We start from the raw sequence: 12,809 nt of genomic DNA, 5'->3' as shown, positions 1-12,809 counted from the left end.
CCGGCCAGCGATCCTCGTATTTATGACAGTTCGACCAAGCATTCGCCTTGTCATAATCCGGAGCTGCGAGATCTGATGACGCCAACAAATCTTGCACAAGCCCAGCGCCAGCAGACACAACTGGTCATAGCCCTTCGGGCCTGCGCCGGAGCCTTCGGCTTGGTTTTTCTTTATAGCTGCGGCTACAATCTCTTTCTTCTCGCCCCTTCCATCTATCTCTTGCAGATATACGATCGGGTGATGTCGAGCCGCAGCATCGATACGCTGATAATGCTGACGCTCATCATCTCGGTTGCGGTAGTGGTCGGCTCCACTCTTGATATTGTGCGCAGAGCAGCACTTTCGCGCATCGGCAGTTGGCTGGACCATCGATTGCGTCCGGATGTCCTGAACGCTTCATTCGAATATGCGTCCCGTGCAGATAGCAGCGTTGCGGCCGATTGTTACCGCGACCTTGCCTCGCTGCGCCAGTTCCTCGATTCGCCGGCAAGTGCGCTTCTCTTCGATATTCCCTGGGCGCCGATTTTCCTGCTGCTGCTCTTTCTCGTTCATCCCCTGCTGGGTGCGATCGGTCTTCTAAGTGCAGTCGCTCTCCTGTCGCTTGCCCTCCTGACGGAACTGGCGACACAGCAGCCGATCGCGCAGGCCAATCTCGCGCTGTCCCGAAGCTATGGGCGGCTTGCGACCGCTCTCCGATATATTCAGGTGATCCGCGCCATGGGGATGCAGGACGGTGCGGCGCAAATCGTCTATCGCGATGCCGAGGCGGCCAGAAAAGCGCAAGACACCGCCATGCACCGCACTGAGATCATTCTGGGATTCTCGAAGTCCATCAGGACATTAACGCAGATTCTGGTCATGGGGGCAGCCACATGGCTGGTGCTCGAGGATAACAGCAGCCCCGGCATCATCTTTGTCGCAAGCCTGTTGCTCGGCCGCGGTCTTGCGCCGGTCGAGGGCGCGATCGGCGCGTGGCGCTCGTTCGCGTTTGCACGTAACTCCTTCAATCGTCTCAACAAGATGCTGATCGTGGTTTCTTCGCAGGATGATCTCCGCACGATACCTGTCCCCGATCCCAGCGGTCTCATCCTCGACAATGTCGGCTACGCCCTGCCGTTTGCCGCCCGACCCATATTGAAAGGCGTCACGCTGCACCTGATGCCAGGTGACTGTGTTGCGCTCATCGGCCCGTCCGGGTCCGGGAAGTCGACACTCGGCCGGATCATGGCCGGCGTCCTGCATCCGACAAGCGGATGCACGCTCCTGGGCGGCGTCGACATTTCTGCGCTGCGCCTCTGCGCCAACACGCGTCATGTCGGCTATCTGCCGCAGGATATCGAACTTTTCGGTGGAGCCATCAAGGATGTCATCGGACGCCTGGATGGCGCAGATCCCACCAGGGCCATCGAAGCGGCAAAGCTGGTCGGGCTGCATGAGACCATCATGCGGCTGCCGCAGGGCTACGAGACCGACATAGGCGAAGGGGGAAACCTGTTGCTGCGCGCTCAGCGGCAGCAGCTCGGATTGGCGCGCGCCGCCTACGGCAATCCCTCGCTGGTGGTGCTCGATGATCCGAATTCCAGCCTGGACTATGAAGGCGAACGCATCCTGTTCAACGCGATCGAACGCATGAGATCCAGGCGAATGATCGTGGTCATCATTACCCACCGAATGGGAGTTCTTCCCGTCACCAACAAGATCGCGATCATGCGCAATGGCATGGTCAATGCGTTTGGAGAAAGCGAGCATATCTACGACACCTATCTTCGCCCGCCATCGCCGACGCAGACACTGGAAGGAAAGGCCGCGTCATGACCACCATCCTTCCTTCCGGCGCCCCAGCTAAATTCATAAACGCGTCAAACCCAAGCAGCCGGTCTGCCCAGAGATTGGAAGCCGCCAAGAAATTCCTGAGCTATGCGCCGGTTCTCGATGCGGATTTCATGAGGCTGGCGCCGCCGTCGCCGATGCCGGTGCTGCGGTCGGTGAAGCGGACGGGCAACCTGCTGATCTGCATCTTCATCCTCGGTTTCGGGATATGGTCGCTCCTGGCTCCGCTGAAGAGCGCAGCCGTCGCGTCCGGTGTCGTGGAGCCGGAGTTCAGCCGCAAGACCATCCAGCATCTGGAGGGCGGAATCATCAGGCAGATTCTCGTCAAGAACGGCGACGCCGTCACCTCGGGACAGGTGCTCATCCAACTCGACGATACGAAGTCGCGGTCGGAGCGCGACAGTGTTCAGGGGCAACTCTGGGACACCGAGGGCATGCATGCGCGCCTGGTTGCCGAAGAGAGCGGCACCGACCAGATCACCTTTCCTCCAGACCTTGTCGCGTTGATGAACGACACTCCGTCGGTCAGAGCTATCATGGTTGGGCAGCAAAGGATATTCGAGACACGCCGCCAGGTGATGCTGTCCGAGATTGGGATCACGCAGGAGAAGATGAGGCAGGTCCAGCAGGAGATCATCGGGCTCGGCGCGCAGAAGGCATCGCTCGCCGACAGGGCCGAAATCTCGCGGCAGGAGATGGAGTCGGCTACCAGCCTCGTTTCCAAAGGAGCTGAGAGAAAGAGCAGGATTTTCAACCTCGGACGCGAGAAGGCAGATATCGACGGTCAAACCGGCGAGGTGGACGCCCAGATATCGCGCGCCTATCAGGTGATCAGCGAGGCACAGGCCAATTTGGTGAAACTGCAGAGCGATCGGCTGAATGAAGTCGCCCAGGGTCTGCGAGATAGCGAAAGCCAGATCCTGCAGTTGAGCGAACGTTTGCGGGCGATCGACGATCAGCTTGCCAGAACCGAAGTCCGGGCGCCCGAGGACGGGGTAGTCATGGACCTGCGTTTCCATACGGCAGGCGGCGTGGTCGGCGCGGGCGAACCGCTCGTCGATCTGGTGCCGCGCGAAGCCCATCTCGTGATATCGGCACATGTACGGCCGGAGGATATTAATTTGGTGCATCCGGGGTTGGAAGCACAAGTTCATCTTCTACCTTATAATCAGAGGCGTGTTCCGCTGCTGAAAGGTATAGTGGATTATGTCTCGGCAGATCGCCTTGTCGATAAGCAGACCGGTCAGGCCTACTATGCGGCGACGATCCGCGTAACAGACGAACGATTGGCGAAGATGCACGATGTCGCGATGGTTCCGGGCATGCCCGCCCAGACATTGATTGAAACGGGCAAGAGCAGTGTCGCGTTTTATGCAATCAGACCGCTTCTGGATAGCTTCAACAGAGCGTTTCGTGAGGACTGAAGCGAAACCCGGAGCAGGGCTCGGAAATGCGACGCGAATATGGATTGGTACTCCCACCATTCCTTCCTGGCGCCTCTGAATTTCTAGCATGTCGCCGTCGAAGGGACGCAGTGATGGGTAAACGAAAATTCAATGATGACAGGATCATGGACATTCTGAAGGAGCATCAGGGTGGCATGACGGTGACGGACGTGTGCAGCAAATACGGGATCAGCGAACCGACCTTCTATCGGTGGCAATCCCTGCAGCTCAAGAATGTCGGCTTCGACGTCAAAAGGCTGAAGGCTTTGGAGGAGGAAAACCGGAAGCTCAAGAAGCTCTTGGCTGAAACCATGCTCGCAGCGGCAACGTTAAGCGAAATGCTTGAAAAGACATCCAAGGAAAGCGCTTAGTTTACGATGCCGCCGCATCATGTCCGTTGGTTAGCCTGTAACCCAAACGGGCGACGACTTCGGTCCGGTTCTGGACCTGCAGCTTGCGCATGATGTGCTGCACATGCATTTTTACCGTGTGGCCCGAAAGGTTGAGCTTTCCTGCAATCACCTTATTCGAACAGCCACGCTGCAGTTCGGCGAGCACATCCGCTTCGCGCGGCGTGAAGTCGGCAAGATCGGGACTATGCGCCCGCGCCTCTATCATCCTTTGACTATCATCATGAGAGTCGGCGTGCCTGGCTAAACCGTTCGTCAGCGCATCCAACGGCTGCGGGTAGAATATGCCGCCCGCGAGAACCAGCCGCAGCCCGGCAAGCGCGATCTCTATGGGAATGGAGGTGGTGAAAAAGCCACGAATGCCCATTTTCAGCGCCTGGGACGCGATAGAGGCGTCATCCGTACTCGACAACAGTGCGACCGGCGCTTCGGAAAAGCGTTCTGCGATAGCCGTGAGATCGTCCAGCAGTCCCGCGCTTTCTACGCTCCTGCCCTCCAAGCCCAAAGCAATCAGACGGACGTCCATTCCGAGAGCCCTATCAAGACTCTCAGTAGAGACCATATCAACAAACTCCCAGCCGACGAGTTCGTGCTCGAGAAGCTTCACGATAGTCGTACGGGCAAGTGTATGGTGGTCTATGATGATGACCGTCGGAGCATTGCGCCCGATCCGGCGTTTCATTCCTGAACTGATGGACACGTGTTGCCCCCCAAGGATAAATGCGTTCCATCTAGGCCCGCGAATATTATACCGCTTGTTGTGTCATGTCATGATAAAATGGGGATTAATCCGCCTGCAACCCAGTGTGACGCAATATAAGCATCTTCTAATCACAACCTTTAGACGTATTTCTATGGCCCCAGAGGTGCTCTCGCAAGGCCGTTTTCAGGTGCTGTTTTTTTGAATATCCGCCGCCCGAAAAGCTTGACTACAGTAGCGCGGCAATAGTCACCATCGTTTGATAGAGAGGCGAGAGCTATTGAAAAATAAGGAACGTTGGGGTCGTTCGGCGCTATCCCAGCGAACGGGCAAGGCAAGATCACCCAATCCCGTATCTGCGTCCGGCCCGAATGTCGATGCTTGCGGAGGCTGCGATTCAACGTTGGATGGAAGGTTATCAGAGTTCACTATCTTGCTCCTGTTACCGGCCGTCTTCTGCGGACGGTTCGGGGTGTGCAACGCAATGTAAGATTCCGCACATATCCTATCAACAAACTTGCTAGACTTTGATCGGTATCCGATAAATTTGTAGGTCGAGGCTTCAAAGGTCTTTCGAATACGAAACTATCGCCGACCGGCGCGGCGCTTATGATCTGGATCGCTCGCCCGCAAAAATCGACAGGGCCTCATCGGCAATGATCTGCTCTTCGTCCGTCGGAATGACGAAAGCTGTAATAGAACTTGATGATGTGCTGACGATAGGCGCGTTGGCGGCGTTCGCGTCCTCGTCGATCTCAAGGCCCAGCCATCGCAGGCGGTCGCAGATATCCGTGCGAATTTCCGGCTGGTGCTCGCCGATGCCGGCGGTGAAGACAAGACTGTCCAGGCCGCCGAGCGTCGCCGCCATTCGCGCGACCTCGCCGGCAATGCGCAGACAAAACAGATCGATCGCCTCTCGCGCTTCCAGCTTCGAGCTTTTCAATAGGTCGCGCGTGTCGGCGCTGATGCCGGAGACACCGAGCAGACCGGATTTGTGATAGAGCATGTCTTCCACATCTTTCGGCGTCCTGCCTTCCGGCCCAAGAAGATGCAGCAGCACGCCGGGATCGAGATTGCCGCAGCGCGTCGCCATGGGAATGCCGTCCAGCGTCGAGAACCCCATGCTGCAGTCCCGGCTTTCGCCCTTGTCGAGGGCGCAGAGGCTGGCTCCGCTGCCAAGATGGGCGACGATGACCCTGCCGGCCGCGGCCTGGGGTGCCCGCCGCCGCAGTTCGGCGGCGATGAAGGCATAGGAAAGGCCGTGAAAGCCGTAACGTTTGATCCCTTGATCGTGCAGCGTGCGCGGAAGGGCGAAACGGCGAACGAGATCGTTCTGCGTAGCGTGGAAGGCAGTGTCGAAGGAGGCAGTCTGTGCGAGCGCCGGTCGCAAATGCTTGACGGCGCGGATCAGGCGCAGCGCCTGTGGCTGGTGCAGGGGCGCGAGCACGGTCAGATCCTCAATGTCGCGGATGCGGTCTTCATCGAGGCGCACCGGGCCGGTGAACATATCGCCCCCGTGGACCACGCGATGGCCGATGGCGTTTATCGCGGACATGTCGAAATGCTCGCCGAGGATGCCGAAAGTTTCCTCCACGACCTCGTGCAAGTGCTCGACCGCATCCGTTTGTAGAGAGCGATCGAAGGTGGCCCGGCCTGCCGTCAAATGGAAGGCGAGGGGTTGGAGGCGAAAGTCGATCTGGCCCTTGCCGACGCGGCAGGCTTTGTCTTCCCGGACCTCGAACACGCCGATTTTGACGGTCGAGGAGCCGGCATTGAAAGTCAGAAGCAGGTTTCCGCTCGTCATGGGCCGGTCTCGTCGTGAGAGTGAGAGACTTAAATTTGCCGCCATATGCAAAGCGAAGACTGGAACGCCACCAAACCGCAGGATTCATAGCGGCAAAAGATAATTTCGGCTGCTGTTTGTTCCATTGGAACCGAAATGTCGGGCCAGGCGCGACGAACCCGCGCCTGGCAAATCGGCAAAATCTTCAGGGAGCCTTCTTCGGCCCCCCTTGCGTCTTTGCATTGTCGTCGACGAGTTCATACCACATTGCATTGAGGACGGCGAAGGCGGCGGCTAGGGGGAAGCCGAGGAGTCAGGCGAAATACCACATGTTCTTTCTCCTTCTTTGAGATATCAGTAGGCGTGGCCGCCCTTATCGTTGACCGTCTCCGCGTCGATCTTGCCCCAGAGAACCCGGTAGACCCAGGCCGTATAGAGAAAGATGATCGGCAGGAAGATCAGCGAAACCACCAGCATGATGAACAGTGTCATATGGCTGGACGACGCATCCCAGACAGTGAGGCTGGAGCGCGGGTCGAGCGAGGAAGGCAGGATGAAAGGAAACATCGAGACGCCGACCGTCGAAATGATGCCGAAGATGGCGAGTTTGCTGAAGAGCAGCGGTGCCACTTCACGGCGGGCAAGCATCGACAGAAGGGCTGCGATCGCGCCGAGGAAGCCGATGATTGGAGCGACCAGCATCCAGGAATGGCTGGCATAATTGCCGAGCCAGGCACCGGCCGCGTGATCGACGGTTTTCAAAAGCGGATTGGACGGCCCGATCGGGCTGATCTCGCTGGTGATGCGGTAGCCATCGACGCCGTACCACAGGGCGAGGCCGCCGAGGGCAAAGAGCACGATCGTTGCGAGCGCCGCCAGGCTGCCATAGCTGCGGGCCCGCTCCGCTACGATGCCATTCGTCTTCAACTGCAGCCATGCCGCGCCGTGCATGACAAGCATGGCGACGGAGAGCAGACCGCAAAGCAGGGCGTAAGGATTGAGCAGGCCGAAGAAGGAGCCTTCGTAATAGATCCTCATATCGTCGGCGAAGCGGAACGGCACACCCTGCAGCACATTGCCGACAGCGACACCGAAGATCAGCGAGGGGACGAAACCGCCGATGAACAGCGCCCAGTCCCAACCGGCCTTCCAGCGAGCGCTGTCCCGCTTGGCGCGATATTTGAAAGCCACCGGCCTGAGGATTAGTGCGAAGAGGATCGCGAACATCGCCAGATAAAAGCCGGAGAAGGAGACCGCATAAGCGGCGGCCAGGCGGCGAAGATGGCGCCGCCGCCGAGGATCAGCCAGACCTGATTGCCTTCCCAGGTCGCGCCGATCGAATTGATGGCGATGCGCCGTTCGGTATCTGTCCTGGCAACGAAGGGCAGGAGCGTGCCGACGCCGAGGTCGAAGCCGTCGGTCACCGCAAAGGCGATCAGCAGAACGCCGAGCAGCAGCCACCAGATGACACGCAGGGTTTCGTAGTCGATCAATTCATGAAGGATCATGGTGGTTACTCCGCAGCGGGAACGAGGGTTTCGGAAATGAGGTCGGCTTCCGGCTCGTCATCCGGTTCCGGGCCCTTGCGAATGGCCTTCACCATCAGCGTCATCTCGATGACGATCAGCACGGTGTAGAGCGCAGCGAAGCCGAGCAGGGTGAGAAGCACGCTACCGGCTCCGAGATTGGAGACGGCGGCGGCGGTTGGCAGCACGCCTTCGATAACCCAGGGCTGGCGGCCGAACTCGGCGACGACCCAGCCAAATTCGATGGCAACCCAAGGCAGCGGAATGGCAAGAACGGCGATCCTCAGCAACAGGGGGTAACGGTCGAGCTGGCGGCGGGCCGAGAGCCAGAAGAAGGTTACCGTCAGCAGGATGAAGAACATGCCGAGGCCGACCATGATGCGGAAGGACCAGAAAAGGGTCGGCACGTTCGGAATGGTATCGCGGGCGGCCTGATCGATCTGGGCGTCGGTCGCCTGGCGGGGATCGTCGACATAGCGCTTCAGAAGCAGGGCGTAGCCGAGCTCATGACCGATATCCTCGAAGGAGGCGCGCGCCTGCTCAGTGGAGGTGTCCTGCGCCGTCGTACCGGCGGCGGCCGGTTGGGCGGCGCGGATCTGCATCAGCGCGTCATAGGCCTTGATGCCGTCGCGGATGCGGATCTTCGCCTGCTCCTCAAGCTGGGTGATGCCGGGGATTTCGGTGGTCAGCGAACGGGTGCCGATCAGGCCCATGACCCACGGAATGTGCACGGCATAATGGGTCTCGCGCGCCTGCTGGTCCGGAAAGCCGAAAGCCGTAAAGGCGGCGGGCGCCGGCTCGGTTTCCCACATGGCTTCGATCGCAGCGAGCTTCATCTTCTGATGCTCGGTGGACAAATAGCCGCTTTCGTCGCCGAGGACGACGACCGAAAGAGCCGAAGCCAGGCCGAAGGAGGCGGCAACCGTCATCGAGCGCTTGGCGATCTCGATGTGGCGTCCCTTCAGCATATACCAGGCCGAAACGCCGAGCACGAAGATGGAGGCGCAGACATAGCCGGCCGATACTGTGTGAACGAACTTCGCCTGAGCGACGGGATTGAAGACGACATCGAAGAAGCTGGTGATCTCCATACGCATCGTCTGCGGATTGAGTGCCGAACCGACGGGATTCTGCATCCAGCCATTGGCGATGAGGATCCAGAGGGCGGAGAAGTTGGAGCCGAGCGCGACCGCCCAGGTGGCTACGAGATGCCCGACCTTGGAGAGCTTCTCCCAACCGAAGAAGAACAGGCCGACGAAAGTCGCCTCTAGGAAAAAGGCCATCAGCCCTTCGATCGCCAGCGGCGCGCCGAAGATATCGCCCACATAGTAGCTGTAATAACTCCAGTTCATGCCGAACTGGAATTCCATGACGATGCCGGTGGCGACGCCGAGGACGAAGTTGATGCCGAATAGCGTGCCCCAGAATTTGGTCATCTGGCGCCAGATCTGCCGCCCGGTCATGACATAGGTCGTCTCCATGATGGCAAGCAACACGGAGAGGCCGAGCGTCAGCGGCACAAACAGGAAGTGATAGAGCACCGTCATGGCGAACTGCAGGCGCGATAGCGCCACGATGTCGAGTTCCATAATTTTTCTCCCACGGTCCCACGGGGTTTGGTCGATACGGCGCTTTTCGATACGCCGTATTTATACGTTCAGTTTGCGCCTCAGTCCGGCCGCAGCCGGTTCAGGATGGCGTCGAATTCTGGTTCGCCGCGCCGCGCCGTTGCCGTGACTCGGCCGCGTTCGAGCATGACGATGCGGTCGGCGATCGCGGCTTCGCGGCGTATGTGAGTGGCGATGACGAGGCTGCGGCCAGTGGCATTGCCGGCGATCTCACGCAAAACGGCGCGCGCGGTATCGCCATCGAGCCCTTCCGTCGGTTCGTCGAACAGCCAGAGCGGCGTGTCGCGCAGGAAAAGCCGGGCAAGTGCCAGCCGGCGCGATTGACCGCCCGAGAGGCCGATGCCGCCTTCGCCGAGGCGGGCCGAAAGCCCTTTTGGCAAAGCCTTGATGTCGGCAAGCAGGGCTGCGGCCTCCAGCACCTGAAGAAGCCGTTCGTCGCTTGCATGCGGGTCGGCGAGCAGCAGGTTGCCGCGGATCGTATCGTCGAAGAGCTCGGTGCGTTGCGTCAGCGTCGTCGCCTTGACGCCGGTAATCGTGCCGGATGCCGGAGCGATCTCGCCAGCAAGCAGAGCCAATATCGTGGATTTTCCGGCGCCGCTGGCACCGACAAGAGCAATCCGCTCGCCGGCGGCCAGCGACAGGGAAAGGCTCTCGATTGCCGGATGCCGGGCGCTTTCGTACCTGGCGCTAACGGCCTCTAACTGGAATGCATAACCTTCGTGCGGTAGTGCGGTCTGAGAGGCTGCCTTTTCCGAGGCGAGGCGCGGGGCAATACGCTTGACGGCAAGCAGCGTGCGGCCGAGCTCCAACGCGCCACGACGCAATGCCGCGAAAGGTTCCGTGGCGGCAAAGGCGACAAGCAAACCGAAGGCGGCGGCCGGAGCGCCGATGACTCCCTGTTTTGCCAGAATGGCGACAGTCAGAAGTGTGGCTGTCAGCAGAAGCGTCGAGGCAAGCGAGAAGCCGACGCCCACGGCGTTTTCGATCCTGTTCAACGCATGGTCTGCTTCCGCGAGCCGCCGGTCGGCATTGCCGATGGCGATGCGTTGCGCCTGCAGGCGGCCAGTCATGGCGAGATCCGTCTGGCCGGCGATCAGATCGATGATACGCGCGCGGAGCGCTTCCATCGTGTGGGCACGGCGGCGTCCGGGCTTCATTGCCATGCGACCGGCGATCAGGGGGATGCCGAGGCCGGTGGCGACGAGCCAAAGGCCGACCAAGGTCCCGAAGAGCGGCTGCATTAGACCCAGCGCAATGCCAACGGCGAGCGCCGACAGCAGAGCGACGCCTGCCGGCAGCAGCACCCGCAGGTAAAGCGAATCCAGCGCATCGATGTCGGCCGTGAGCCGGAACAGCAGCTTGGCCGGACGGCGCATCATGGCCGCGGCGCTGCCGGGCGTTGCCCAGCCGCGAAAGAGCCTTTCGCGCAATGCCGCGAGAACGCGCAGGGTCACGTCATGGGTCACCAGCCGCTCGCCATAGCGTGCCGCCGTGCGGCCGATCGCGAGCAGGCGGATGCCGGCCGATGGCGCGAAGACGTCGAAGACGATGGCAGTTGCAGCCGAACCACCCGCAAGCGCGGTCGCGGTGATGAACCAGCCGGAGAGGCCAAGCAAACCGACGCCAGCCAATACGGCTAGTGCCGACAGCGCCGCGCCGAGACAGAGACCGCGTCCGCGTTCGGCATGGAACAGGCGGATGACCGGGAGAAGCATTGAGAGGCTCCGTCTCATGCCGCAATCTCCTTGTGATGGGGTTCAAGCCGAATGGTGCGGTCGAGGCGTGATGCAAGCAGCGGATCGTGTGTCGCGACGATCAGTGTCCGTCCCTTCGCCAGGGCCAATAAAGCTTCGGTCACCTCGGCGGCGGTGGCGGCGTCGAGATGGGCGGTCGGTTCGTCCGCGAGAATGATGCCGGCCGCACGGTTGGCGGCCACGCGGGCCAGTGCCAGCCGGAGCGCTTCGCCGCCGGAAAGGCCAAGGCCGCTTTCGCCGACCGCGGCGATCTCGTTTGCAGCAATCACGGTGTCCAGGCGCACGGCACGCAGCGCATCGTCTATGGCGCCGTCGTCGATATCGGGACGTCCAAGGCCGATATTTCTCTTCAGGCTACCGGAGAAAATATGCGGCCGTTGTCCGATCCAGGCCATGCGCTGGCGAAGGGGAGCGGCACTGTTCTTCGTCAGCGGGACGCCGCCGATCCTGATCACACCGGCTTCCTGTGGCGCAAGTCCCGCGATCAAGGAGAGGATAGTGGTCTTGCCGGAGCCACTCGCACCCCAAAGGGCAACATGTTCTCCGGCCGCAACGTTGAGACCGAGTTTGTCGATCACGGCCGGAAGATCCGGCGCATAGCGGAAGATGAGCCTGTCGATCTGCACGGAGGGAGCAGCAAGCACCATCCGGTCGTCGCTGGCGTCTTGTTCATCGGCATCGAGAATAGCAGTTCCTTGCGAGGACAGAGCGTCGAGTGCTGCGAGCGCCGCTTCGCCATTGGCGCGATCATGCCAAACGGCCGAAAGTTCGCGTAAGGGTTCGAAAAAGGCCGGTGCGAGCAGAAGGATGAAAAGCCCTTGCGCCAGGCTCAGCCGGCCATGCCACGTACCGACATCGATCGAGCCCAGCAGGCTGAAGCCGATGTAAACGGCTGTTGCTGCGACGCCTAGGGCGGCGAAAAGCTCGAGAACGGCGGAGGACAGAAAGGCGATCTTCAATACCGCCATCGTGCGCTTTCGCAGAGAGTCCGCATCGGCGCGCAACCGTGTGGCCGTAATATCGACGGCACCGAGCGCCCGGATCGTCGCAAGCCCACGCAGGCGATCGAGCAGAAAGGCGTTGAGGCCACCGGTTTCGGCCAGTTGCTTTTCACTGGCAGCCTTGGCGCGCCAGCCGATCAAAGCCATGAAAATCGGAATGAGCGGTGCTGTGACAAGCAGAATGAGCCCCGCGATCCAGGAAACGGGAAAGACGCAAGCGAGGATGACGAGGGGTACCGCGCTCGCCTTCATGCGCACCGGCCGGAAACGGGCGAGATAGGGAACGATCGCCTCGGCCTGTTCGCCGACGACGCTCGCGGCGAGACCGGAGGCCGGCTTGCCGATATCAAGGGGCGAGCGGGCAGCGAGTGCCGCAACGGCGCGATTACGCCGCGATGTCAGCTCGTCTCTCGCTGTGCGGAAGGCGACACGTGCGCCGGCGGCATCAAGAGCGGCGCGAACAAAGCCAAACGCCAGTACCGCCAGCGCTGCCCACACCACGTCCATCGTGCTGCCGCCGTCGCTTATGACGCCGATGCTGAAGGCGAGGAGGGTTGCCTGCGGAATCCAGATCAGCGCCGCCGCGGTTTGCAGGCCTGCAGCTAGCAAAAGCCCCGCGGGCTTTCGGCTCCGGGCGGCCTGACTTCGTCTCGCAGCCGGCGCGGCTTCGGGCACCGCCTTCTGGGTTTCTTCCGGAGTGAGATCAGGATCGAAGAAAGCCGCAGTCATCAT

8 protein-coding genes and 2 pseudogenes are annotated in these 12,809 nt (G+C 60.7%); 3 read left to right on the top strand and 7 right to left on the bottom strand.

Translation table 11 applies throughout. From position 1 onward, the window contains the following. Positions 1–75: 75 nt before the first annotated feature. From QA648_RS11130 to QA648_RS11120, 3 genes are all read left to right on the top strand, one after another. The gene (locus QA648_RS11130; protein ID WP_104823924.1) at positions 76–1,815 is read left to right on the top strand and encodes a type I secretion system permease/ATPase; all 1,740 of its coding nucleotides are present in this window, start codon (positions 76–78) and stop codon (positions 1,813–1,815) included. Continuing rightward, entirely contained in the window at positions 1,812–3,254 is a 1,443-nt protein-coding gene (locus QA648_RS11125; protein ID WP_283046908.1) for an HlyD family type I secretion periplasmic adaptor subunit, read from the top strand. Before QA648_RS11130 ends, QA648_RS11125 begins: the two co-directional genes overlap by 4 nt. A gap of 113 nt (positions 3,255–3,367) precedes the next feature. Further along, positions 3,368–3,646, top strand: coding sequence for a transposase (locus tag QA648_RS11120; RefSeq protein ID WP_028751823.1), 279 nt, complete (start codon positions 3,368–3,370; stop codon positions 3,644–3,646). A 1-nt stretch (position 3,647) separates the two neighbouring features. Here QA648_RS11120 and QA648_RS11115 read toward each other — a convergent pair whose 3' ends face one another. The 7 genes and pseudogenes from QA648_RS11115 to cydD form a co-directional block, all read right to left on the bottom strand. Then, entirely contained in the window at positions 3,648–4,367 is a 720-nt protein-coding gene (locus QA648_RS11115) for a response regulator transcription factor (protein WP_104823921.1), read from the bottom strand. A 625-nt stretch (positions 4,368–4,992) separates the two neighbouring features. Next, positions 4,993–6,189, bottom strand: coding sequence for an acetate/propionate family kinase (locus QA648_RS11110; RefSeq protein ID WP_104823920.1), 1,197 nt, complete (start codon positions 6,187–6,189; stop codon positions 4,993–4,995). 184 nt (positions 6,190–6,373) lie between these two features. Then, a pseudogene (cydX, locus tag QA648_RS11105) lies at positions 6,374–6,499 on the bottom strand (cytochrome bd-I oxidase subunit CydX). A gap of 23 nt (positions 6,500–6,522) precedes the next feature. Further along, positions 6,523–7,676: pseudogene (gene cydB, locus QA648_RS11100) on the bottom strand (cytochrome d ubiquinol oxidase subunit II). A gap of 5 nt (positions 7,677–7,681) precedes the next feature. After that, the gene (locus QA648_RS11095; protein WP_283046904.1) at positions 7,682–9,283 is read right to left on the bottom strand and encodes a cytochrome ubiquinol oxidase subunit I; all 1,602 of its coding nucleotides are present in this window, start codon (positions 9,281–9,283) and stop codon (positions 7,682–7,684) included. 80 nt (positions 9,284–9,363) lie between these two features. Continuing rightward, complete coding sequence (gene cydC / locus QA648_RS11090) at positions 9,364–11,055, bottom strand: thiol reductant ABC exporter subunit CydC (protein WP_283046903.1); 1,692 nt, start codon at positions 11,053–11,055, stop codon at positions 9,364–9,366. Then, positions 11,052–12,806, bottom strand: a complete 1,755-nt coding sequence (gene cydD, locus QA648_RS11085) for a thiol reductant ABC exporter subunit CydD (RefSeq protein ID WP_283051300.1) — start codon at positions 12,804–12,806, stop codon at positions 11,052–11,054. Before cydD ends, cydC begins: the two co-directional genes overlap by 4 nt. Positions 12,807–12,809: the final 3 nt, after the last annotated feature.

This window comes from Rhizobium sp. CB3171, from assembly GCF_029714265.1.
Taxonomy (GTDB): domain Bacteria; phylum Pseudomonadota; class Alphaproteobacteria; order Rhizobiales; family Rhizobiaceae; genus Rhizobium.
The sequence above is the reverse complement of the archived record's forward strand: the minus strand, read 5'-3'. Positions and strand labels throughout refer to the sequence as shown.

Excerpts from the sequence above, each read along its gene's own strand:
- QA648_RS11110 (WP_104823920.1), bottom strand. The coding sequence starts at position 6,189 with ATGACGAGCGGAAACCTGCTTCTGACTTTCAATGCCGGCTCCTCGACC.
- QA648_RS11095 (WP_283046904.1), bottom strand. The coding sequence starts at position 9,283 with ATGGAACTCGACATCGTGGCGCTATCGCGCCTGCAGTTCGCCATGACG.
- QA648_RS11120 (WP_028751823.1), top strand. The coding sequence starts at position 3,368 with ATGGGTAAACGAAAATTCAATGATGACAGGATCATGGACATTCTGAAG.
- cydD (WP_283051300.1), bottom strand. The coding sequence starts at position 12,806 with ATGACTGCGGCTTTCTTCGATCCTGATCTCACTCCGGAAGAAACCCAG.
- QA648_RS11125 (WP_283046908.1), top strand. The coding sequence starts at position 1,812 with ATGACCACCATCCTTCCTTCCGGCGCCCCAGCTAAATTCATAAACGCG.
- QA648_RS11115 (WP_104823921.1), bottom strand. The coding sequence starts at position 4,367 with ATGAAACGCCGGATCGGGCGCAATGCTCCGACGGTCATCATCATAGAC.
- cydC (WP_283046903.1), bottom strand. The coding sequence starts at position 11,055 with ATGAGACGGAGCCTCTCAATGCTTCTCCCGGTCATCCGCCTGTTCCAT.
- QA648_RS11130 (WP_104823924.1), top strand. The coding sequence starts at position 76 with ATGACGCCAACAAATCTTGCACAAGCCCAGCGCCAGCAGACACAACTG.